This window comes from Snodgrassella sp. ESL0324 (assembly GCF_013344955.1).
GTDB lineage: Bacteria > Pseudomonadota > Gammaproteobacteria > Burkholderiales > Neisseriaceae > Snodgrassella > Snodgrassella alvi.
This window is the reverse complement of record NZ_JAAEDS010000016.1, coordinates 19167-45391: the sequence shown is the minus strand read 5'-3', so window position 1 is coordinate 45391 and position 26225 is coordinate 19167. Positions and strand designations below refer to the sequence as shown.

General features: G+C 44.5%; 12 protein-coding genes. 3 read left to right on the top strand and 9 right to left on the bottom strand.

Annotated features, from left to right (window positions below):
* Nucleotides 1-28: 28 nt before the first annotated feature.
* Nucleotides 29-10399, bottom strand: coding sequence for an ESPR-type extended signal peptide-containing protein (locus tag GYY70_RS10595; RefSeq protein ID WP_174832344.1), 10371 nt, complete (start codon nucleotides 10397-10399; stop codon nucleotides 29-31).
* Nucleotides 10400-11921: 1522 nt separating this feature from the next.
* Complete coding sequence (locus GYY70_RS10590) at nucleotides 11922-12839, bottom strand: DMT family transporter (protein ID WP_174832343.1); 918 nt, start codon at nucleotides 12837-12839, stop codon at nucleotides 11922-11924.
* A 603-nt stretch (nucleotides 12840-13442) separates the two neighbouring features.
* Between GYY70_RS10590 and GYY70_RS10585 the strand changes: the two genes are divergently transcribed.
* Both GYY70_RS10585 and GYY70_RS10580 read left to right on the top strand, forming a co-directional pair.
* Nucleotides 13443-14036, top strand: a complete 594-nt coding sequence (locus tag GYY70_RS10585) for a DUF2975 domain-containing protein (protein WP_157784911.1) — start codon at nucleotides 13443-13445, stop codon at nucleotides 14034-14036.
* Nucleotides 14037-14075: 39 nt separating this feature from the next.
* The gene (locus GYY70_RS10580) at nucleotides 14076-14276 is read left to right on the top strand and encodes a helix-turn-helix transcriptional regulator (protein WP_180214759.1); all 201 of its coding nucleotides are present in this window, start codon (nucleotides 14076-14078) and stop codon (nucleotides 14274-14276) included.
* A 95-nt stretch (nucleotides 14277-14371) separates the two neighbouring features.
* On the opposite strand, the gene GYY70_RS10575 is transcribed toward GYY70_RS10580, so the two are convergent.
* The 7 genes from GYY70_RS10575 to GYY70_RS10545 form a co-directional block, all read right to left on the bottom strand.
* Entirely contained in the window at nucleotides 14372-15139 is a 768-nt protein-coding gene (locus GYY70_RS10575) for an SDR family oxidoreductase (RefSeq protein WP_084548229.1), read from the bottom strand.
* Nucleotides 15140-15159: 20 nt separating this feature from the next.
* Nucleotides 15160-16323, bottom strand: coding sequence for an isochorismate synthase MenF (locus GYY70_RS10570; protein ID WP_174832342.1), 1164 nt, complete (start codon nucleotides 16321-16323; stop codon nucleotides 15160-15162).
* Nucleotides 16324-16486: 163 nt separating this feature from the next.
* Nucleotides 16487-17275: a 4'-phosphopantetheinyl transferase gene (locus GYY70_RS10565; protein ID WP_174832341.1), complete on the bottom strand. Its 789-nt coding sequence runs from the start codon at nucleotides 17273-17275 to the stop codon at nucleotides 16487-16489.
* Nucleotides 17276-17338: 63 nt separating this feature from the next.
* Nucleotides 17339-18931 carry an ABC transporter ATP-binding protein gene (locus tag GYY70_RS10560; protein WP_174832340.1) on the bottom strand — a complete coding sequence of 531 codons (1593 nt, stop codon included), beginning with the start codon at nucleotides 18929-18931 and terminating at the stop codon, nucleotides 17339-17341.
* Nucleotides 18928-20529: an ABC transporter ATP-binding protein gene (locus GYY70_RS10555; RefSeq protein ID WP_174832339.1), complete on the bottom strand. Its 1602-nt coding sequence runs from the start codon at nucleotides 20527-20529 to the stop codon at nucleotides 18928-18930. Before GYY70_RS10555 ends, GYY70_RS10560 begins: the two co-directional genes overlap by 4 nt.
* Before the next feature lie 54 nt (nucleotides 20530-20583).
* Nucleotides 20584-21459, bottom strand: a complete 876-nt coding sequence (locus tag GYY70_RS10550) for an isochorismatase family protein (protein WP_100116382.1) — start codon at nucleotides 21457-21459, stop codon at nucleotides 20584-20586.
* A gap of 32 nt (nucleotides 21460-21491) precedes the next feature.
* Nucleotides 21492-23105 (bottom strand): (2,3-dihydroxybenzoyl)adenylate synthase, encoded by a 1614-nt coding sequence (locus tag GYY70_RS10545; RefSeq protein WP_174832338.1) that lies wholly within the window; start codon nucleotides 23103-23105, stop codon nucleotides 21492-21494.
* Nucleotides 23106-23327: 222 nt separating this feature from the next.
* On the opposite strand from GYY70_RS10545, the gene GYY70_RS10540 reads away from it, so the two are divergent.
* Nucleotides 23328-26192, top strand: a complete 2865-nt coding sequence (locus GYY70_RS10540) for a condensation domain-containing protein (RefSeq protein ID WP_174832337.1) — start codon at nucleotides 23328-23330, stop codon at nucleotides 26190-26192.
* Nucleotides 26193-26225: the final 33 nt, after the last annotated feature.

Here is a 26225-nt window from a genome sequence, read left to right as displayed (position 1 = left end):
CCCGATTTTGAAGCTATTTATCTGATAATTACCACTTATAGCCTATACCTGCATTAAAGCCGGTTTCACGTCCGGTAGTGGAGACACCTGCACCCCATGAGAATTTACCGGTATTGTTTGTGGCTTTGTAGTTAATACCAACTGCAGCATAACCATGATATGAACCCATGCCTACACCTACTGTCTGTTCACCGGCATTTAACTGCGGCAGATAAGCACCAGACAGTGCCATGGCCAGAGCAGTACCGGAATAGGCACGCCGTTCTACACGATGTACGCGGTCGTTAACATCATTGACGTAGCGGTTGATATTTTCCATGCGGGCATTAACACCTTTCAGCTGCGCCACATTGACTGCATCGGTGTCGGCAGTACCGGCAGCGACACCTGTAATCTGACGGTAAACACCATTGGCAGCGTCCCCAACAGACACAGCGGCCTGAGTGCTGGTGGTTGCCTGAATGGCTCTTGCCTGTTGTGCCGTAGCACTAACCGGAATGTAGCCATTAATACCTGCTGCCGTATTGGCCACAGAGTTGGCTCCGAGCGCAATTCCGCCATTCTGAGTAACGCTGGCATGATTACCAATAGCAACGCCGTTTTCTGCACTGGCTGTTGCTTGTGAACCAATAGCTACAGCAGCCTTACCACTGGCAGCTGCTGCACCGCCTACAGCAATAGCATCACTTCCGCTTGCTGAAGCCACAGCCTGAGTGGAATTAACTTTTGCATATTTGCTGCCACCGTTATACAGATTGTTAATGGCATCACCTACGTTATTGGCTGTTACCGCAGTACCATCAGCATTGCTGGTTGTATAGCTTGGTGCAGTGAAACCACCTGTGCCGGCTCTGGTGAGTGGGTTGTAGCTGGCATTACCGCCCAGGCTGGCTGCTACTGCAGACAGGGCATCAGCTGTTGAAGCAGACAGTCTCTGGGTATCCGAAATAGCCTGATTGGCTTTTTCAGTTGCTTCATTGATCGCAGAAGCATTACCGCCACCACTGTTTTGTGCCAGCTTGCTATCCACTGAGCTGGAAAGACTTTGTAAATCCTGTTTCCATTCATTTTTCAGTTGCCACAGCTGGCTGCCATTTACTGCCTCTGTTGAATTCTGGCCTGTATCACCAGAAGCAACATTGGTAATTTTCTGGGCAGTGCCGGAGCCATGACTGGCATCGTAAGCTGACCCGTTCCATTGCAGGGCATTAAGCTGTAATGAGCTCAATGTTGTGGATATTCCTGCCGGTATGGTGCCGGAAGCAAGGTGAAGCTGATCCTGCAGACTGGACAGACTGGTTGAGGTGGAAGTGGACAGTGAATAGAGCTGACGACCATTTACTGCCTGATTAGATGTTGCGTCTACTCGTCCGTCTGCAACTCCACTAATGGTTCTTTCGTTGCTTGCGTCACGAGTCAGCTGATTTGAGAAGGCTGTTGTACCATCATCAAAATGCACTGAGTTCTTCTGCAATTCGTCAATCAAACGTTTTGAGGTCTTAATATCATCCTGAGCAGTTTTAATATCATCCTGAGCAGCTTTGATATCTTTGTTCATCGTTTCTATCGTTGTCCTGCTCTCAGTAACTACCTGATCAACTGAGCTTGATACAGTGCTAATGATGGAAGACGAAATACTATATAGCTGTCCGGCATTCACTGCATCAGTAGAACCGTCTGCCAGCTGACCGGCAGCCACGTTAGTAATCTTCTGGGCAGCGCCGGAACCATGGCTGGCATCATAAGCATTACCATTCCATTGCAGTGCGTCGCGTTGCAGATTACTGATGTTATTCACCGCAGAACTCAGACTACTAGACAAAGTAGAAATATTACTGTTGGTAGTAGAGAGTCCGGTATTATTACCGGCAGTCACAGTGGAAAGACTACTGCTCAGTGAGGTGGACAGATTATACAGCTGGTCACCGTTAACGGCATCGGTAGAGCCACTGCTAAGTGTACCGTTGGCCACGTTAGTAATCTTCTGGGCAGCGCCGGAGCCATGGCTGGCATCATAAGCATTACCATTCCATTGCAGTGCGTCGCGTTGCAGGGTACTGATGTTATTCACCGCAGAACTCAGACTACTAGACAAAGTAGAGACATTACTGTTGGTAGTAGAGAGTCCGGTGTTGTTACCGGCAGTCACAGTGGAAAGACTGCTGCTCAGTGAGGTAGACAGATTATACAGCTGGTCACCGTTAACGGCATCGGTAGAGCCACTGCTAAGTGTACCGTTGGCCACGTTAGTAATCTTCTGGGCAGCGCCAGAGCCATGGCTGGCATCATAAGCATTACCATTCCATTGCAGTGCGTCGCGTTGCAGATTACTGATGTTATTCACCGCAGAACTCAGACTACTAGACAAAGTAGAAATATTACTGTTGGTAGTAGAGAGTCCGGTATTGTTACCGGCAGTCACAATGGAAAGACTGCTGCTCAGTGAGGTGGACAGATTATACAGCTGGCTGCCATTGACGGCATCGGTAGAACTATTGCTCACTGTACCGTTTGCTACATTGGTAATCTTCTGGGCAGCACCGGAACCATGGCTGGCATCATAAGCATTACCATTCCAACTCAGTGCATCGCGTCGCAGGGTACTGATGCTGGTATTAACCTCTGCTAAGCTGGTCGACAGCGTAGCTGTTGCGCCGGAAACTGTATCTAGACGGTCAATAGCACCATTCAGTCTGCCAGTCAGATTACCTACAGAAGAGGAAACGGTGTTCAGTTTCTCATTGGTGGTAAACAGCTGACCGCCTGTTACTGCCTCATTTGAACCTTGTTCAATTTTTCCGCCTGTAATATTGGTGATTTTTTTATAGTTTGCATCATAATTTTCACCATTTATTTGCAGGGCATTCTGATCCAGATCATTGATTTTATCTGTAGCAGAAGACAAATTATCGGAAATTCTGGAGGTGGATTCAGCAATACTGTTAATCCGCGTATTGGTCTTATTCAGGCTATCATTCAGACTTGCCACAGTAGAGCTTAAGCTGCCTACCCTCGAATTAGTCTGATTTAGCTGACTGCCATTGACAGCATCGGTGGAATCCGGGGCTAAATCAGCTTCGGCTACGCGGGTGATTTTCTGCGCCATAGTAGAACCATGGCCGGCATCGTAGGCAGATCCATTCCATTGCAGAGTATTGTCCTGCAGTCTGGTTACAGCAGCAGTTACTGAATTTACCGAAGTGGATACAGCATTAATACTAGAATTTGTAGTATATAGCTGGCTGCCATTCACTACATCAGATGAATCAGGTGCCAGTAAACCGTTTGCAACATTGGTAATTCGATACCGGGCATTGGTAACACCATGGCTGGCATCATAATAACTGTTGCCATTCTCTTCCTGTACCCATTGCAAGCTGTCTTTTTCCAATCTGTTTACTGTATCGTTCACTTTGTGTACTGAGCTGGAAACGATACTCAGACTGGAATTAGTAGTAGATAACTGGCTGCCATTTACAGCATCGGTAGAGTTATACGTCAGATCACCGTTAGCTACATTGGTAATCTTCTGAGCCAGATTAGTACCATGGCTGGCATCATAGGCACCAGAGCCATCGGTATTGGTTTTCCATTGCAGCGCATCAGACTGTAAAGCAGCAATATTGCTGTTTGCTGTACTGATATTACCATTGATATTGGTCAGATCACCGGCACGGCTTACAACAGTAGACAGTGAGCTGAAGCTGGTAGCAGAAGAGGTGGATAACTGATAGAGCTGACCGGCATTAACCGCATCAGTAGAACCGTCTGCCAGCTGACCGGCAGCCACATTGGTAATTTTCTGCGCCTGACTGGTGCCATGGCTGGCATCGTAAAAGCCGCCGTTACCATTGACATTCTTTTTCCATTGCAGCGCATCAGACTGTAAAGCAGCAATATTGCTGTTTGCTGTACTGATATTACCATTGATATTGGTCAGATCACCGGCACGGCTTACAACAGTAGACAGTGAGCTGAAGCTGGTAGAAGAAGAGGTGGATAACTGATAGAGCTGACCGGCATTAACTGCATCAGTAGAACCGTCTGCCAGCTGACCGGCAGCTACATTAGTAATCTTCTGCGCCAGATTAGTACCATGGCTGGCATCATAAGCACCAGAGCCATCGGTGTTCTTTTTCCATTGCAGCGCATCAGACTGTAAAGCAGAAACATTGCTGCTTACCGTATTCAGTTTACCGGTGGTGTTTAGAGCAGCGGTAGATAAAGAAGTGATACCGGAAGCAGAAGAGGTGGATACCTGATAAAGCTGGCTGGCATTGACTGCATCAGTAGAACCGTTTTCTAGCTGACCGGCAGCCACATTAGTAATCTTCTGCGCCTGAGTGGTACCATGGCTGGCATCATAGGCACCAGTACCATCGGTGTTCTTTTTCCATTGCAGCGCATCAGACTGTAAAGCAGCGATATTGCTGTTTGCTGTACTGATATTACCATTGATATTGGTCAGATCACCGGCACGGCTTACAACAGTAGACAGTGAGCTGAAGCTGGTAGCAGAAGAGGTGGATAACTGATAAAGCTGACTGGCATTAACCGCATCAGTAGAGCCGTCTTCCAGCTGACCGGCAGCCACATTAGTAATCTTCTGCGCCTGAGTGGTGCCATGGCTGGCATCATAAACACCTGAGCCATCGGTATTTTTTTTCCATTGCAGGGCATCAGCCATTAGCTGAGTAACATTATTAGTGATGTTGGTAACATTACCTGTATTGGCCACCGCTGCGTTCAGATTACTCAGACTGGTTGAAGTGGTCGTAGACAAGCTGTAGAGCTGGGCGGCATTAACCGCATCAGTAGAATGCTCATCCAGTACACCGGCCGCTAAATTACTGATTTTCTGAGGACTGGATGTTCCATGGCTGGCATCGTAAAAACCAGAACCATCAGCATTTCCATGCCATTGCAACGCATTACTAAGCAGAGAGCTAACTTGAGTATTCATAACATAAACATTGCTGGCAACAGTAGAAATATTACCAGTAGTAGCTACCGCTTCATTCAGATTACTCAGACTGGTCGATGTGATTGTAGACAAGCTGTAGAGCTGAGCGGCATTGACTGCATCAGTAGAATGCTCATCCAGTACACCGGCTGCTACATTGCTGATTTTCTGCGGACTACTTGTTGCGTGGCTGGCATCATAAAAGCCTGAGCCATCAGCATTACTTTTCCATTGCAGCGCGCCACCGAGCAGAGTGCTTACCTGGTCATTTAAAACATTGACATTATGAGAGATATTGGCAATATTACCAGTAGTGGCTACTGCCTCATTCAAATTACTCAGACTGGTTGAAGTCGTTGTGGATAAGCTGTAGAGCTGGGCAGCATTGACCGCATCAGTAGAATGTTCATTAACCTGACCGGCGGCAATATTGGTGATTCTCTGCGCACGGTTTGTTCCGTGACTGGCATCGTAAAAACCGGAACCATCTGCATTTCCATGCCATTGCAGAGCATCAATAACCAAATCATTCACTTTAGTAGTTAATGTACTGATATTACTGTTAACATTCGTGAGATCACCAGCACGATTTAAAGTGGATGATAATGTACTCAGTCCGGTAGATGAAGAAGTAGATAGCTGATAAAACTGAGCAGCATTGACTGCCTCAGTAGAGTATTCATCTATATGACCGGCAGCAATATTGGTGATTTTCTGCGCACGATTAGTTCCGTGACTGGCATCATAAGCTCCGCTACCGTCTACATTACTTTTCCACTGCAATGCATCAGATTTTAAAGCAGAGACATCGTTGCTTACCGTATTCAGTTTACCGGTAGTGCTTAGAGCAACAGTGGATAAAGAAGTGATACCACTAGCAGAAGAAGTAGATACCTGATAAAGCTGACCGGCATTAATCGCATCAGTAGAATTTTCATTTATCAGACCAGCAGCCACATTGGTAATCTTCTGCGCCTGATTGGTACCATGGCTGGCATCATAGGCACCAGAGCCGTTGGTATTCTTTTTCCATTGCAGCGCATCAGACTGTAATTCAGCAACAGAACTGCTCAGTGTACTGATATTACCATTTACATTGGCTATATCACTGACACGGCTCACAGCGGTAGACAATGAGTTAAAGCTGGTAGAAGAAGAGGTGGATAAATGGTAGAGCTGACTGGCATTAACTGCATCAGTAGAATTGTCTGCCAGCTGGCCGGCAGCTACATTGGTAATTTTCTGTGCCTGATTAGTGCCATGACTGGCATCATAAAAGCCGCCGATACCATTAACATTATTTTTCCATTGCAGCGCATCAGACTGCAAAGCAGAAACATTGTTGCTTACCGTATTCAGTTTACCGGTGGTGTTTAGAGCAGCGGTAGATAAAGAAGTGATACCGGAAGCAGAAGAGGTGGATACCTGATAAAGCTGGCTGGCATTAACTGCATCAGTAGAACTGTCTTCCAGCTGACCGGCAGCCACATTAGTAATCTTCTGAGCCTGATTAGTACCATGGCTGGCATCATAGGCACCGGAACCATCGGCATTGTTTTTCCATTGCAGTGCATCAGACTGCAAAGCAGAAACATTGCTGCTTACCGTATTTAGTTTGCCGGTAGTGCTAAGAGCAGCGGTAGATAAAGAAGTGATACCGGAAGCAGAAGAAGTAGATACCTGATAAAGCTGACCGGCATTAACCGCATCAGTAGAACCATTTATCAGCTGACCGTCTGCAACGTTGGTAATCTTCTGAGCCTGATTGGTACCATGGCTGGCATCATAGGCACCGGAACCATCGGTATTCTTTTTCCATTGCAGTGCATCAGATTTTAAATCAGCAACAGAGCTGCTCAGTGTACTGATATTACCATTTACATTGGCCATATCACTGACACGGCTCACAGCAGTAGATAAAGAAGTGATACCGGAAGCAGAAGAGGTGGATACCTGATAAAGCTGACCGGCATTGACCGCATCAGTAGAATTGTCTGCCAGCTGACCGGCAGCTACATTGGTAATTTTCTGTGCCTGATTAGTACCATGGCTGGCATCATAAAAGCCGCCGATACCATTAACATTATTTTTCCATTGCAGTGCATCAGACTGCAAAGCAGAAACATTGTTGCTTACCGTATTCAGTTTACCGGTGGTGTTTAGAGCAGCGGTAGATAAAGAAGTGATACCGGAAGCAGAAGAGGTGGATACCTGATAAAGCTGGCTGGCATTAACTGCATCAGTAGAACCGTCTGCCAGCTGACCGGCAGCCACATTAGTAATCTTCTGCGCCTGATTAGTACCATGGCTGGCATCATAGGCACCGGAACCATCTGTGTTCTTTTTCCATTGCAGCGCATCAGACTGTAAAGCAGAAACATTACTGCTTACCGTATTCAGTTTACCGGTGGTGTTTAGAGCAGCGGTAGATAAAGAAGTGATACCGGAAGCAGAAGAAGTAGATACCTGATAAAGCTGGCTGGCATTGACAGCATCAGTAGAATCGTCTGCCAGCTGACCGGCAGCCACATTAGTAATCTTCTGAGCCTGATTAGTACCATGGCTGGCATCATAGGCACCGGAACCATCGGTGTTCTTTTTCCATTGCAGCGCATCAGACTGCAAAGCAGAAACATTGCTGCTTACCGTATTCAGTTTGCCGGTAGTGCTAAGAGCAGCGGTAGATAAAGAAGTGATACCGGAAGCAGAAGAGGTGGATACCTGATAAAGCTGACCGGCATTGACCGCATCAGTAGAATTGTCTGCCAGCTGACCATCTGCCACATTGGTAATCTTCTGCGCCTGATTGGTACCATGGCTGGCATCATAGGCACCGGAACCATCGGCATTCTTTTTCCATTGCAGTGCATCAGATTTTAAATCAGCAACAGAGCTGCTCAGTGTACTGATATTACCATTTACATTGGCCATATCACTGACACGGCTCACAGCGGTAGATAAAGAAGTGATACCGGAAGCAGAAGAGGTGGATACCTGATAAAGCTGACCGGCATTGACCGCATCAGTAGAATTGTCTGCCAGCTGACCGGCAGCTACATTGGTAATTTTCTGTGCCTGATTAGTACCATGACTGGCATCATAAAATCCGCCAATACCATTAACATTATTTTTCCATTGCAGCGCATCAGACTGCAAAGCAGAAACATTGTTGCTTACCGTATTCAGTTTACCGGTGGTGTTTAGAGCAGCGGTAGATAAAGAAGTGATACCGGAAGCAGAAGAGGTGGATACCTGATAAAGCTGGCTGGCATTAACTGCATCAGTAGAACCGTCTGCCAGTTGACCCGCAGCCACATTAGTAATCTTCTGCGCCTGATTAGTACCATGGCTGGCATCATAGGCACCGGAACCATCTGTGTTCTTTTTCCATTGCAGCGCATCAGACTGCAAAGCAGAAACATTACTGCTTACCGTATTCAGTTTACCGGTGGTGTTTAGAGCAGCGGTAGATAAAGAAGTGATACCACTAGCAGAAGAAGTAGATACCTGATAAAGCTGGCTGGCATTGACAGCATCAGTAGAATCGTCTGCCAACTGACCGGCAGCCACATTAGTAATCTTCTGCGCCTGAGTGGTACCATGGCTGGCATCATAGGCACCGGAACCATCGGCATTGTTTTTCCATTGCAGCGCATCAGACTGTAAAGCTAAAACATTGCTGTTCAGTGTGCTGATATTACTATTAACATTGCTCATATCACCGACTTTGCTTACAGCAGTAGACAACGAGCTTAAACCGGTGGTTGTAACACTGGCCAGATTTTTCATCTGTGCCACATTCACCGCATCGGTATCGTTTGTACCTGCTGCCAGACCGGTTAACTGACGGGTTATTCCGCTGCCTGTATTACCAATAGCAACAGCACCTGCGGTGCTGGTCCAGGTCGGATTATTCGCAGCAGAATTTGTACCAGTAGGGTCAAAGCCGGTTTTTCCTTTCTCAATATTGGCAACTGATCCGCTGCCCAGAGCGACACCTGTGTCTACAATAGTCGTAGCATTGGTACCTATTGCAATACCACTGGCATTGCTAACGCTGACAGAATTACCAATAGCAATTGCATCAGTAGCATTGGCACCTGTACTTGTGTTATTACCAATAATTAAGCCACGATCGGCATTAACCGTGTTATCATTGCCCAGAATCAGGCCACGAGTGGCCGTGACGGTATTATCATTACCAAAAACCAAATCTTTGGCTGAACTAACAGTATTATCATTACCAAAAACCAAATCTTTGGCTGAACTAACAGTATTGTTATTACCAACAATACGGATATTATTTACGCCTTCAGTTGTACCGCTAATGGTATTTTTATTACCGAAAACACCAGAATCATCAACAGCAATTGTGCCGTTTTCGTTACCAAGAGAATAAGTGTTGTTACCGGTAATATTGGTATTGGTTGGGTTGCTCGGGGCTGCACTTATTTCACCATCCTTGAAAGTGGCATTGCTTTGTACACCGCCGATTGCCCCGGATTTACGCCCGCTGACCTGATTACCCGCGCCAATACTGATACTCTGATCGCCAGCTGCCTGTGCTGCATTACCGACTGCCACACTGCTGTTACCGGATGCAGTTGCACTGGTACCCAAAGCAACCGCTGCATCTTTATTTGCAGCACTGCTTAAACCAACTGCTACGCTGCCGGTACCATTTGAAGAAGCCATAGAGCCCAGAGCCACACTGGAAATACCAGTTGCCTGAGAGCTTATACCAAAGGCAATTGATGCAGCGCCGGAAGCCAGAGATGCTACGCCGAAAGCCATTGCTCCGCCCGCAGTTGCAGTTGCGTTAGCTCCGAATGCAGTGGAATAATTCCCGGTAGCGTAAGAACCGCAGCCATAGGCAAAAGAATAAATACCATAAGCTACAGGCATTGCATTGTTATCACCGCCGGTAGGGGCGGCCTGATAACCGGTTCCGCCATCGGTCTTACCTTCATCACTCCATGCTTCTGCTTTGTTAGAAGTTACGCTTCCGTACGGACGACCGTTCGCAAACGCAGTATTTCTAATGAAACGTAAGTATTCATCTTTTGCTGTAATGCCGTCTGAAACGGTTCTGCGACCATTAACTCTGTCTGCACCACAATGGTCGTCATCACCCGAGAATACCATGCTACCATGGCCGCCATATTGATAGCCGCCACCCGGCCAAACTGTACCGCTGTTATTGCCGCCGACAATTGCCGCATTAGCTGCATATACTGGAGCAATAGCCTGCCATTCTAAAATCAGCGCTGTTATTGTTACGCTAACAATTTTTTTCAGTCCTAGCTTATTAATAATTTTTTTAACTATTGATTGTTCACAAACAGTATTTGATTTGGTTTTACTATTCGCCAGCTCTGATGCGGCTACCCATGTTTGGGTATTTTCATTCCAGACATTCCGATAAACCTTGTTCATAGGTTTTCTCCTGATTGATTAAAGTTACAAAACCAACAATCCAACCCCCTGTACTACAATTTGAATCTGCTTACTCGGCTGTAAAATATCTGCTTATCTTGACGGTTGTATCAGCAGATAACCGACTCAGGAAATAATCTTCCGGAATAAACAATGACAAAGGTTTACCCAGCGTTAAATCCAATTAATGAAAAAGATACGCTTGAAAAATAAAAGCTTATAAATTCTTAATTATTAATTATCAATATTTTCAGAATAGATAAACGATTAACTTAATCTTGTAACTTTTTAATACAAAGGTATGAGCAAATTGAATAATTAATATTAAATATATAGAATTAACATGAAAAAATATAAATGTACTTATTTATAATTAATTTAAAACGTAAGAATTTAATGTAAAAATTAAAATAAAGAATAAAAATGAGAGAGAAACAGTTAACAGTGCCATTTTATGGCTGTGAATAATAGAAAAAGAAATATTTGATATTTACAAATTATTTAAAACGGATATTCAAGATAAAAAATAATTTGGATTTAAGAAAATTTAAATTCAACTCAGCAGAGATAAGAAAGCAAGACGAACAAATTAGCCGGTTAAATCATAAATTTTCATATCTCATGTCTTATCTTGCTCTAAAAAATAGTAAACAAATTGATCATCAATTTTATAACCTGACTTTTCATGCAGAACTCTGGCTTTGAAGTTATCGATTGATGTGCATAATGGAATGCCGTTATAGGCAGAATTATTAGCGAAGTTTCTTAGTTTTCCATTAATTGGGTGACAACACCGCATCTTCTGTGGCTTTTTATAATATATAAATCATTTAAAATGATAGTGAGTGATATAGCTAAAAAAGAATATGAAAAATAAAACTGTATAAAACCATATGCTGTTTAATTATCGTAGGCTAGAAAAATGATTGAATCATTGTTTATCAATCTTTCTTTAATGAGTTCTTTTGATTCAGATTGACAATCCTTAATACCATAAAATTCTCGACATTCAGAGAAAAGTAATGATATATCATCAAGTTTGATTAATGTTCTTTGTAGTATATTAAATAAGGCATCCATACGTTTATCAATAACATAATGCTATTTAGATAATCAGCATTATGATATTAAACCGCTCTGTTTGGTTCAATATCTTATTTGTAATAGCATAGATTAATATTATAAGAGTGTAACTTTTCAGTTTTCTTCAGAACGAATTTTAATTCTTGCGGGAGAAATCTATTAAATCTGTACATTGCAAATCAAAATTAATTTATATATTAGAATGAATCAACTAGTTTATTTTTTTGACTGAATTAATACTATTATAGATTGTTTTTTTATCTTTAAAGAAAATTGGTTTTCAGGGTGATAAATAAAAGTGAATGGTATAAAACATCAATAAAAAATATATTAAAGGTGGAATTATGAATAGTGTATTTTCTGCCAAGGTATCAGCATTGCAGATTTTTTGATTAAAGATATGATAACTAACAAAAGAGTGATTACCTTTTGCTAACTTTTATTTTTTTAAAAAATAAGTTTTTAATAAACCCAATACATCATTAATCAGCATAATACCGATAATAATTAACAGAGCACCGAGGAAAAAAGCATAGTCAGGTAATTCAGACAGAATCAGCCAGCCCATCAGCATGGCAAATATTGGCTCAGCTAATTCAGTTACCTGAACCTGAGCAGCGGATAAATAACCAAGTGCTTTGGTAGTACAGTAAAATCCCAGAATAGTAGGTAAAATGGCCAAAGCTATCAGCCCTGTGACGGTTTGCCAGTGAAAATCAAAAGGGTTTTGCCGGAAGGTTGCTAAATAGGGTATAGCCAGATAGATCAGACCAAACAATAATAAAAATCTGGTCAGATAAATACCACCATGTAAACCGAATTTCTTAACCAATACACTAAACAACCCGTAACCGGCTCCTGCGGCACTGGCAAATATCAATAACAATAATGAGGCCTGCCCAGACCATGAAATAACGCTAATGCCGGCGATTGCAATAGCAACACCGGAAACGGCTGATATTTTAATTTTTTCATTTAATAATAAGCAGCCGAAAACTAATGCAGCTATCGTAGCTGAAGCCATGAGTATTACGACTACATTCGCCGCACTGCCATGCCCGTAAGCGATTGTTTCAAAGAAAAACAAAGTAAATATTCCAAACAGAGCACACAGACCAATATGCATCCAGATTTTTATATTATTATCTGATACAGGGGCAACTATCTGAATTTGCCGGGCAAATGGAGTACGTATCAAGAGTAGCGAAACAAAAACCAAAGCCAGAAACGTTTTATAAAACGCTATTTCATAAGGATTCAGTCCACTGGCCATCAGTAATTTACTAATAATACCTATAGAACCATTTAGTGCGGCTGCTGATAGTGCAAATAAAATTCCGGCTAAAGCTTTAGGCATTATGGACTTTCTCCGATAAATCTTTCCACATGGCAGATTTCGAATATGCTGACTAAACTCAGAATCAGATTTCGATCATTCATTCAAACATGTAGCTATCTGACACGATAATTAAATAATCATATGCTAAAGCCAGTATTCTATACTGTTTAACAAGTCTGTTTTTATAGTTTTAAGAATTCTTGATTGCCCGTCCCCTCTCTCGGTTTCTGAATTTGTATTTACTGAATAGAAGTCTGAGCAAAAATATTTTTACTGGCTTTAATCTGGTTTTTATTTCGATTATGTTAAATCAATATATTTATCATCGCCGGTGCTGATTATTTTTATAACATTTGATAATGCAACCGACCACTTAAATGATTGTTTTATTCTGTAACGGTTTAATGGTTATTTGAAGATTAATTCTGTATCAGCAGGGAACAGGCTTGGTTCATTTTAGATATAAAAGCCGGCTGTTGTTTTATCTGGTTGATGAATAATTATAATAATTAATTTTATATAATAAATTATTATCGTTTTATTTTAATTTTTTATTGTTAAATTTAAATTTACATGATATTGTATGCCTGGTTTTTATATTTTTATAAAAAGGTACTAAACATGAACACTGTAAGGCTTGAAACACATTCCCGATTGAACCGTTATTGCAAATTAATGTCTCAGTTAACCCTGATTCCTATATTCTGTATAGGTATCGGAATGATATCTCCTTTATTATTTTATTTTTTTGATATTCATAATATCGGACTGAATTCCGGAGGATATTCATTTTTTATTACTCATAGTATGGGTGATGGTAATGCTGATATTGATATATCCAGACTTTCTCTATGGCAGGCAGTTTCTGCTACCTTAATTGATACCATAATCATTGCGATTCTGGCTTATGGTTTCGTTCAGCTCAGATTGCTGTTTTTAAGCTACAGTAAAGCAGATTATTTTTCTGTGAAATCAGCAAATTACTGTTATGCATTTGGTAAAGCTTTGGTGATTTGGGAAGTTTTACAATTGCTCTCAGAGCCTCTGCTATCGTTTATCTTAACGCTTAATAATCATTTTCCGGATCGGTATATTTCGATATCATTTGAAAGTAGTGATTTAATTCTGTTATTCCCTTCTATCAGTATTATGATTATCGGTCAGATACTAAAAAAAGCATGCCAGATTGCAGAAGAAAATAAGCAGTTTATTTAACAGGAGTTTAATGTGCCGATTAGAATAAATTTAGATGTTATGCTTGCTAAACGGAAAGTGAAATCAAAAGAGCTGGCTGCTGCTATTGGTATTACCGAGCAAAACTTATCTTTGCTTAAACAGGGAAAAGTAAAAGGTATCAGGCTGGCTACGCTGGAGGCAATCTGTCAGTATCTGGATTGCCAGCCGGCTGATATATTGGAATATATTAAAGATAATCACTCGGAAACGACATTATAACCTTTATCATGTCGTTTCATTAGCGCATTGTCATATTTTACCCATAAGAAAAACTAAAATAAAAATCGTATTTTATCTGTTTTCTTTAAAGCGAATCAGACGCCCAGTGTTGCCCCGCCATCTACAACAATTTCCTGCATAGTGATCTGTGCGGCTTCTTCAGAGAGCAGGAAAGAAACGGTATTGGCGATATCTGCCGGCTGAGCCAGTTTTCTGAGAGGAATGCCAAGACGATATTGTGTTAAGTCACCATCCAGTATTCCGGCCGGTGGTTCATTGTCGGTCCATAATTGTTGTTGCATCGCTGTGAGGGTAGAGCCCGGTGAAACGATATTAACCCGGACATACGGGGCAACTTCCAGAGCAAGATTGCGGCAGAAATGGCTGAGTGCTGCTTTGGTGGTGGCATATAAACCCATCTCAGTGCGCGCCATGCGTGCACTGTTAGAGCTGACGGTAACAATACAGCCTTGTCGCTGCTGCCGGAAATGTGCGGCTAAATGCTGGCTGATGAATATGGGCGCCAGCAGATTAACATTCAGGCTGGTTTGCCATTGTGCCTCAGTGGCACTCAGCAATGGTGTAAGAATTAATACTCCGGCCACATTAACCAGACCGGTTATATTGTATTGATTAATCAGGGTATTGAGTAATATGCGGGTTTCTTCGAAAGCAGTGATATCCTGACTAATGCTTGTCCAGTAAGTCTGATACTGGGCTTCAATCATCTGTTGTACCGGCCAGCTCGGCGAATAGGGCTGTTTATCGATTCCGATAACATGATAGTGCTGTTTGAGCAGTTTGGTAACAATCGCAGCCCCTATACCTTGGGCTGCACCGGTAACGATAATGGCTTGCTGCATGGTTGTTTCTCCAGATAATGTTACTGTTGCTGAAATACATTGAGCATAGTTTGCATTTTGGCTTCGGTTTCAAACCATTCTGCTGCTGCGTCTGAGCCTTCAACGATGCCTGCTCCGGCATACAGGCGGATAATATTGTGATTCAGTAAGCCGTTGCGGATAGTAACGACCCATTCTCCGTTACCGCTGGCATCCATCCAGCCATTCAGTCCGCTGTAGTAATGACGGTTATAGCCTTCATGATTGAGAATAAAGTCTCTGGCGATATCCGTTGGTGTGCCGCAAACGGCCGGTGTGGGGTGCAGATGAAGTGCCAGATTAAGTGCATCGGGCGCATCGGCTTTCAGTTGCCCCTGAAAGACTGATGACAGATGAAACATGGTTGATGTAGTTAAAATTTCGGGTATTTCTGATGCCTGATATGCTGAGCAATAGCTGCTGAGCTTATGCCGGATATTATCGATAACCAGCTGATGTTCATGCCTGTCTTTAGCCGACTGATAAAGTTCTGTCTGCGTCTGGCTGTTGTGTTCCGGAATGGCCGGGCGCTGTCGGGAGCCGGCCAGCGGGTTACTGCGTACCTGTTGCTGCTGGCGCGATAACAGTAATTCCGGGCTGGCACCAAAAATATACTGGTCTTCTTCCACAGGAATCATAAATTTATAGGCATCAGGATTTTGCCGGATAAGGATATTCAGTAAATCCTCCGGGCTGTATTGCCGGGCAAATTCAAATTCTGTTGCCTGCGACAGCACAATTTTTTGCATCTGTTTATCCGCCATAGCGCTTAAAGCTGTTTGAACACTGTGTTCGAATGCCTGACGCTCTACCAATGATTTTTTGCGGATAAGGGAGTTTGCTGTTTTGCCTGCTGAAGCAGTATTGTGCTCAAAGTGAGCTGGTGAAGTTTGATTAAATTCACTGTAAAAGTTTAAGGTGCCGTTTTTTCTGGTATCAAATGGAATAGCAGCAATAAGAATGGGATTGGCATATCCCTGTGCTTTGATGTGATTAAAACAGTCGGCAATCTGCTGATTGCAGGATTCGGACTGATTAACCGGCATATGTATTTTGTGGATAAGATGTCTGGCACTGATGTGATGCTGTCTGGTTGCAAAACAGGCAAACTGATCCTGAGATTGAATAGGAGAGCGGGAAACAGCGCTTGATTCTGTAATCGTCATTTTATTACCTGTAGACAGATGCGGGTTGTATGTAATGAAAAGTCTAGATAAATCAGGCTATGTAAGTTTGTTTATATTAATGCAAATAGTAATCATTATCAATAATTATAATAAAAATACAGAAAAATTTTCTGTTCTGGGCAAAATTCAGCCACAAACTGTTTCAGATATATGCAATGGTTATTATTTTTTCTTTTGTGCAATGGAAATAAACTTCTGCTGTTTGCGGATTTGCATGGGTAAGCGGTGAATCAATCAGGAAATTCAGGTATGAATGACGATACGACTGGAAAGCTATATCAGTAAAATTAATCAGTTTCTGATATTGATGAAACCATGCTTTGATAATGCTTTCTTTAGCTGAAAAAAGCAGCAGCGCCATCAGCGGCAGGTCAGTACTGTGTTCGGTTATATAGCGTAATTCGGCCGCCCGGAGAAACAGGGTCAGAGTGGATTTATGCTCATTCATAATACTCTGGTGCTGCCGGTATTCAATATCGATACCCAGAAAGCGGTGTGTCGGCTGTTTTTTCTGTACGCAGGCAATAGCCAGACATTGGCGCTGATTGCTGGTGTGGCTCAGACTTCCCTGTAAGGATTCAGGAAAAAGCGGCTGTCCCTGTGAGCCTGTTTTCAGATTAAAGTTGCTGTAATCATACTGTAATAATGCATATTTTGCCGCCAGCCGGCCGGCTACAAATTCTGTCTGGCGTTTGTGCCGGCTTTGTCTGATGTTGTCCGGCAGAAAGATGTTATGTATCTGACCAATTTTATGCAAAACCGTTGTGTCGGCTAATGGCATGCATATCTGGTGAATGGTGTTATTGCCGATGCTGATTGTGTGATGACTGAATAATGCAGGCGAATCATTCACCGGCAATAGCAATTTTCTGCTGCCGGCAGAAGTGTTTTGCCGGCAGTCTGTTCTGCCCGGGTCTGATATAAATGACATGCATAGCCTGTATTTTAAGATATGGCTCTAATCAGTAGTATTTGTCTGAATCATATCTGGTGTTTATGTCATATCCGGCGATAAATCCAGAGTCAGGGTAGGCTGCCACGGAGCCGCACTGCGATGCGACACAAAAATCAGGGTGCGGGACTGGCTGAGTATAGTATCAATCAGTTGTTGTTCCGTGCTTTCATCCAGTGCTGATGTGGCTTCATCCAGAATCAGTATCGGCGCATGCTTGATAAGAGCACGGGCAATGGCTACGCGCTGCTGTTCGCCGCCGGATAGGGCAGAGCCCTGCTGGCCGACATGTTGGTGAATGCCTTCATCCGTCCGGTCGATAACTGTTCCCAGCATACATTGTCTGGCAATAGCTTCGATTTCGGCGTCACTGGCATCAAAACGGCCGATGCGGATATTGTCTGCCAGAGTGCCGGTAAAAATAATCGGGTTCTGAGCCACATAAGCCATATTGTCTGTCAGTGTCTGATAAGACAGTTGAGGCAGTGGAATGCCGTCTAATCTGATTTCACCCATAGCCGGATCATCAAAGCGCAGGCATAGTTGCAGCAAGGTACTTTTGCCACTGCCGCTAACGCCAGCGACGTGTAAGCGTGCACCTTCGGGAATCTCCTGATTAATGGTTGTCGAGCCGGTGATACAGTTCAGATTATGCAAAGATAACTGTGCATGCTTCGGAGTGCACGTTTCTTCTGTTTCAGGCAGTACCGGCGGATGGGTAAGTTGCTGAAAGTGGCGCAGTGAGCTGATTAAGTCATTGATGCTCAGACCGGCAGTAGCCAGTGCGCTTAATGGTGCGCCGGCGCGCCCCATCAGTAATAATACAGCCAGTATCAGGTATTCATCGTTCTGAGCGGACAAAATACAATAAACCGCCATACCTGCCATGGGCAGCACATTAGCTAAAGTAGCTATCAGCGTTGCACTGGCTGCACTACAGTTAATTTTGCTTAGCAGGTTTTCCTGAGTGCTCCAGCGCTGCTGGATAGTATCCAGCGCATGAGCTGAACCTGCGGCTGTACGCAGCAGAGTAAGGTGTTCAACCAGTTCAATGGTTGCCGTGGTGCTGTCCAGTTCGGTCTGATGGCGTTGTGCATCAGTTTTATTTAAAGCATATTGTGCCCATACTTGTAATAGTAAGGACAGCAATATCATCGCCAGTGCAGCTAACATGATGCCTGTACCGGCAACAAAAGCCAGCCCGAGACAGATAAATAGGGGCAGACAGGGCGCATGTAAAAACGTCTGCAACTGATGCGCCGGAATGCTCATGAAATTCGGAATTTCCTGTCCGGCAGTTTTACTGATAACCGCACGGCGCTGGTCATTAAACCAGGACAATTTAGCGCTGGACAGAGAACGCCCCAGTGCGGCAAATAAATCTCCGGCCAGACGTACGCCGGTAAGAAAGCCGTTACGGGTAACCAGTACTGTAATCACTATGGCAATAGCAGCACTAATCACTACCCACAGTGGCGACTGCTGATTTACTATAGCCAGAGCCAGTATGGTGTAAGCACATGCTTCCAGTACGGCAACCAGTATCCAGCCGATACTGACAGCAATCAGGCGGGGTCTGGTGGCGGTCGGTATGGTTTCAAAAAGGGAGTGTTTGTTGCCGGCTGCTGTATTCATGCCTCGCTCCTTAATGCTTCCAGTACCAGTTTTGCATCGGCTTTATCGGCCAGAGCCGGCTGGTGAGTAACAATGATAATGGTTTTATACGCAGTATGAGCCAGTTCCTGCAAAGCCTGAAATATTTCCCGGGTATTCTGATCATCCAGCGCACTGGTAGGCTCATCCATTAAGATAATTTCTGCCTGAGTGAGAAAAGCCCGTGCAATGCAGATACGCTGTTTTTCTCCGCCGGACAGGGTACGGGCAGGTGTTGATAAATCCAGATTCAGATTGGCTCTGGCCAGAGCCTGTTGCATGACTTCATCGCTGGCATCTGGAGCAGTTAAGGCCAGATTGGCACGAATCGTATTGTCTAAAACATCATATCCTTGCGGAATAAACAGAATCAGCCGGTGGCGGGTGTCGTCATGTAATGCAGACAGATCGGTCTTACTCAGTTGAACAGTTCCGGATGTCAATGGTATGTATCCGGCTAATGCATTGAGTAAAGTGGTTTTACCTGCTCCGCTGGGGCCGGTAATAGCGGTAATGGCACCGGCGGGAAATGTGAAGCTGAGTTTGCGTAAAACCGGCTGTTCTTCCTGAGAAAAAACTGCATCATGCATAGATAATACTGCCGGCTCCGGCAGATGATTTATGGTTCCGGCCGGTAATAAGGGCTGATGTAAAAATTCGGTCAGACGACCGGCAGCAGCGCGTCCGGCTCTGATGTAATCAATGCCATGCCCGAGACGTAATGCGGGTGTCACAATGGCCAGACTGAATAACAGAGTGGCAGCCAGAGTAGTGGTGTCCTGTGTATAACTGACCCAGTAGCCAATGGCAAATGTCGCTACTGCCTGTAGCATAGCAGTGGCTATGGCTGCCGGCGTGGCCGCCTTGGCTACCCAGTGCACCATATTGCGGGTAAATTTTTCAGTTGCTTCTGTATAGGCAGTTAATGCGCTGGAATGCTGCCCGTAAATACGATAAACCGGAATCCCGCGTACATATTCATCGGCCTTGTTAATAATATCCAGCATTACCTGCATACGTGCGGTACCGTCACGCCGGGTCATGCGCGGTATGATAATGAGATAATAAACCGAAGCAATCAGTCCGGGTAATAATACCCATATTGCCGATATGCCGATAAAATAAATAAGGATACCGATGGATAAAAGCGGAATAACCGTGAATACGGCAATCTCACCGGGTAAATGAGCCAGCATATGATGCAAACTGGCAACATCATCGGTTAGCAGCTGTTTAAGTGTCTGCTCATTCTGTTTAGCCAGTATATTGGACGGCAGGCGGATTAAATGCTGTGCCACTGTCCGGCGTAAAGCCGCCGCAAAGCGGCTTTCTGCCTGATGTGCCAGCCATGAGGACAAGGCCGTAAACAATGCGGCCAGCAGCCAGCTGACCAGTGCATAATTCAGCCAGCACCAGCTCATGTTATCGATAAATTTAATGATAAACCATAGCCCTGCCAGCATGGCGATACCGGCAATTACAGCGGCAAGTGTACCGCTTATCAGCCCGGGCAGGGCTACCCGCCACTGATGAGCCAGACCGGGCGGTATGCTCTTGCCGGATAGATTTAAGTCAGTCATGTTTTATGTTCCTAAAGCTGTATGCAGCGTCCGGCTAATTATTTGCAGCCAATGCTAGGCTGAAACAGTTTTATTTTGTTTTTCGATGAGCTGCCACCAGTTGTTTAGTGAAGGCTGCTGACCCAGTACATCATAGCCAATATTGATGTCATACTGTTTCAGTTCTGCGGCAAATTGCATAATGCGTAAAGAATCCAGACCGTAGAGAATCAGGTTCTCTTCAGGGTTAATGGTTTCTTCCGGTATTTCCAGTAAAGTCTGAATTTTTTGTGTCAGCCATGCACGAGTAAGACTATTTGTTGCCGGTAACAATGCCTCTGTAGTGGTCACTTGCCCGCAACAGCCGGCAACATAATTCAGTGCTTGCTGGTGTTGCTCCGCTGAGAAGTCAGCCAGTGCATCAGCTACAAAAAATACCTGAATATCCTGCATAAATGCTTCTGCAGCGGTAAGCATACAGCCGATATGCGCATAAACACCACCGATAATCAGCTGATCACGCTGCCAGTTATGCATGTGTGTCAGTAAATCTGAACGTTGAAAAGCGCTATAACGCCATTTGGTCAGTACAGTATCTTCCGGACGTGGTGTCAGGGCGTCAACTATTTTCTGCTCTTCAACAGGTGCAGTAGTAATACCCGCACCCCACATATCATTCAGCAGCGCCCGTTGCTGAGGATGCTGCTGATGCGGCTGGGCGGTATACACCACGGGAATCTGTTGCTGGGCCGCCCAGCTGCGCAAACTTTGCAGATTCTTTATCATTGTCCGGATGAGTGTGCTGTCCTGCTGATAAAAATTCAGAAAATAATTCTGCATGTCATGAATTAATAATACAGAGCGCGCAGTATCAGCTTCCCAGTTGGTTTTGTTTTGCGGAATTTGTGCCAGAGCAGGCATCGGATAATCATCGATTTGTTTGATAGTCATGCTGTTTCTCGTTTCTCATTCTGATAATTATTTCAGGCAGGATTTTGCTGAAAGGTTTCACGTAAGCGTTTTTTGTCGGTTTTGCCGACGGCAGTAAGCGGCAGGCTATCAACAATGCATACCTGATCAGGCAGTTTGTAATGAGCAATACCCAGATTGAGCAGATGGCGTTTCAGGCTCAGAGCAGTTAAGTGCTGATTCTGTGACACAATAAATGCACAGCTCTTTTCACCAAAACGTTCATCCGTAATAGCCACCAGTGCGGCTTCGGTAACATCAGGATGGGTAATCATCAGTTTTTCAATTTCTTCAGCAGCAATTTTTTCGCCACCGCGGTTAATCTGATCTTTAACCCGTCCCACCACTTTCAGGTATCCGTTGCTGTTACGCTGTACCAAATCACCTGAATAATAAAAGCCTTCTGTATCGAAAGCCTGTGTATTGTGTTCAGGGCTCTGGTAGTAACCGCGAAAAGTATAGGGACCGCGTGTTTTCAGCATACCTGTTTCTCCGGCAGGCACTTCGTCACCGTTTTCATCCACCACTTTTACTTCATCATCCGGGCTGATAGGACGCCCCTGAGTGGTGACAATAAGCTCTTCGCTGTCATCCAGCCGCGTATAGTTCACCAGCCCTTCCGCCATCCCGAATACTTGCTGCAACTGACAGCCGAAAACATTTAATACCTGTCGTGCCACTGATTCCGGAAAACTGGCACCGCCTACCTGAATTAATTGTAGTGAGTGCAGCTTTTCCAGTTGCTCAGGTGCATGCTGTAACCACATAGATACGGCACTGGGTACAAGCGAAGCCATGGTCACCTGATGCTGTTCAATCAGGCTGAAACAGCTCAGAGGTTCGGGGCTTGCCGCCATTACCACACATCCGCCGGCATGAAATACACCCAGAGCGCCGGGTGAGCTCAGCATATAATTATGTGCTGCCGGCATGGCACAAAGTAATCGGGTATGCTGATTCAGAGCGCAGATTTCGGCGCTGGCACGCACGCTGTAATCATAATCATTGTGCGTACGCGGAATGAGTTTCGGCGTACCGGTACTGCCGCCGGAAAGCTGGAAAAAAGCCACTTCATCTGCCGGCGTAGCAGCATAATGGCAGATATCAGATTGCGCAGTGGTATACCAGTCTGGCAGGCTTTCATCATCAGCAAAGGCATTGAGCATTAAAGTTAAAGCCGGTGCCAGCTGTAAAGCAGTCAGTTCAGTCAGAAAATCATTTCCGCTGAATACTTCATGATGACGTGAAGCCACCAGCAGCCGGGGTTTAATCTGGCTGAAAAAACTCTTTAATTCATGCTGACGATGATTAAACAGTGCATTCAAAGGCACAATACCGGCTTTCAGCAGAGCAAAAAAGACAATATAAAATTCGGCAATATTAGGTAGCTGCACCAGTGCAGTATCACCTATGCCAAAGCCCTGTGCACTCAGTCGTGCTGCCAGATTATCGGAAAGCTGATTTAACTGCGCATAACTGAAATGCCGTTCACCACAGATAATGGCAGTTGACTGCGGAAACTGTCTGGCAGTTTGTGTCAGCACGCGGGTTAACGGCTGATCCAGCCAGTAACCTTTCTGGCGGTATTTCCGGGCTAAATCTTCAGGCCAGTGTGTATAGCTAATCATCTTATCAGCCTTTTTTTCTATCTGTTAAACCAGCTGAATCAGACAAAAATATTGATTAATCAAAATAAATTGAATCATCCAACATTTTTCTGATGGTCTGTTCAGGGTTGCTAATTACGGTTTGCTGTAGTGATAAATTTTAGTTAAATGAAACTAGTAATCATTTTCATTTACCTGTATCATCGTCAAAAATCGTAAATTTGTCAACAGAGTAAAGAAATAATGTGTGAACTTACTTCAATGCAGTCTGCATGCTGGTTTGGGCGTGTACATGAGGCCATGCTCGGTGGTGTAGCTGCGCATCTGTATACCGAATTCAATGGCACTCAGCTGGATTCAGACAGGCTCAGGCAGGCAATTGAATGTCTGTACCGGCGGCATGAACTGTTACGTTTGCAACTGAATGCTGAAGGTGAAGTAAGAATCAGAGATACACCACCGCAAAATGTATTGGAAATAGATAATTTTTTACATTTATCTGAGGCGCAGCAGCAACAGAAACTTGAAGACAAACGCCGGCAATGGACACATCAGCAACTCAGTCTGGATGAAGGACAGACAGTGCGTTTTTCTGTCAGCCTTCTGGGTAATCAGGTTTTCCGCCTGCATATAGATGCCGATATGATTGCCGTTGATCCTTCCAGCTTCCGGATTCTGATGGAGGATCTGGCTCAGTTTTACGCAGACAGTACCGTCTGTCTGCCTTCACCGCCATCTTTTTATGACTGGCGCAACAGGATTCAGCAGGATCTGTACCAACGCCAACAGCAACAGCGTGCTCGCCAGTGGTGGCTGTCACGCATGGAAACTATCGCACCTGCGCCTGCTTTACCTTTAAAGCAACCAACCCCGGCCGGAGCACAGAGCACACGCTTAAGTGCAATTATCGGTGCAGAGCAGGCATTACTGTTACGCCGGTTTGCCCGTCAGCAGCGGTTAACCTTTTCTGCTCTGATACTGGGGTTGTTTGCCTATACATTGGGCAAAGTCACCCATGATCGTGCTTACCGGCTTAATGTGCCGTTTTTCTGGCGGGAACCGCTTTTGCCTCATATTGACCGAACCATTGGTGATTTTGCTGATTTGGTGCTGTTAAATGTTGATATGACTGAAAAGCCTGATCTGGAAACTTTTTGCCGGCGTCTGGCGACTGAATGGCGGCAATGTCTGGATCACCGGCAATTCAGTGGTGTCAATGTAATGCGGCGTTTGTCACGTCATCATGCTACGCCGCAAATCGCACCGGTAGTATTTACTGCCGCAGTTGATTTACCTGAAAAAAATCTGTTCTCATCCAAGGTACATGAATATTTTGGCAGTATGGACTGGTGTATTTCACAGGGGCCGCAGGTGGCACTGGATGCACAGTTTGTGCAGCTAAATAATGATTTACTCATTAATTGGGATATTCGTCTGGATGCATTAGCCGATACATGGGTAAACGGACTATTTGAACGTTTTCTGACTCTGCTGAATACATTGATCGCGCAGCCGGAATATTTTTCACGCCCGCTGACTGAATTGAATCAGTACCTGAATATTACCGAGCCTGATGAAAAAGCCACCCCTTTAAACTCTCTGCAAAAATCTTATTTGTCCGGCCGAAGTACCGCTTTTGCGCTTGGCGGTGTGGCGATGCAGGAATTTCGCGAATATACCGGAACCCTGGATTTACCCGCATTCAGGCAGCGTCTGGCTGATATGGTACAGCATCATGCCAGCTTAAGAACCTATATTGATGTCAGGCGTTGTGTACAGTGGGTAAATCCGCAGGTAATTATTAATTTAACTGAAATCAATCTGTGTGGAGAAGAGCCGGCAGCAGCTACCGAAAAAATTGACAGTTTTCGCCGGCGTTATCAGCAGGAAATATTTGATTTACAGGAATCGCCGTGGGATATCACACTTTTTCAGTTATCCGCACAACAGTTTATTGTCTTTGCGCGCTTTGATGCGCTGATTCTTGACGGACGGTCTATTGCAGCGCTGATGTGTGAGTTATTCACAGATACGGAGCTGAAAGAGGCGCCACTGCTGTCTGAAAACAGGCAGCAACCGGATAGTCAGACTTATAACACAGCACTTGCCTACTGGCAGGCACAGTTGCAGCCTGTTACAAGCATCCCGCAATTACCCTGGAAACAACCTTTAGCAACACTGGAAACTTCACCCTATCAGCGACAAAGTGCCGTATTGCCTGCACAGACATTCGATAAATTATGTCAGTCAGGTTTACGGCAGGGACTCTTTAAAAATTCCTTATTGATGGCGTTGATTCTGGCGGTATTAAATCGCTGGCAGCAGACATCCGGCCTGCTGTCGGCAGCGGTACCGGTTTTGCCGCTGTATGAGGGTGAATTCTCCAATCAATCCACTTTTGTTGTGGTCTGCTGGTCATCTGCAACCGGATTTATCGAACAGGCGGCTAAATTACAAAAGGATATGCTGGACGGTTTGCAGCATCTGGCCTTTTCCGGTGTGGACTTGGCAAGATTACTATTTGAGCAGCATGGTGAAGCACCGGTTTTACCAATCGTTATTACTAATGGATTATCGTGGCCGGTGTTACCGGCGGGTAGCGCAGTTCATTATGTTAACGGGTTAACTCAGACACCACAGGTAGCGATAGATATTCGCTTTATGCTCAGTGATGATGGCGCATTGCTGTTTAATATTGATTTTGCACAGGCTGCCATTGATGCAGCCATCATTCACGATTTTCTCGCAGTTCTGGTCAGCGTCTGTCAGCAACTGGCTGATCAGGGTTTGGAAAATATTGATTCCATATTAAATCAGACATTATCCGGTATCACAATCAATCCGAATGGGCAGTGTGCTGATGCAGTTATCCGCCAAAGAGAACAATTAGAACATATTTACCGCGATACGCTGAATATCGAACAGACAATAGTTATTGAACATACCCGGCCATTCAGCCAGCTCGGATTACGCCCTGCGCATGTAAAAGAGATTACCAGCCGGATAAATCACAGTTTCAGACTGACTCTGAATCCGCGCCAGTTAATCGGCTGCCGCAATATGAAGGAAGTGGAACAACTGATCCGGGCAGAAATGGATTCAGTATAAAAGCATTACATGTTGTAAATATTTAACTTTTTG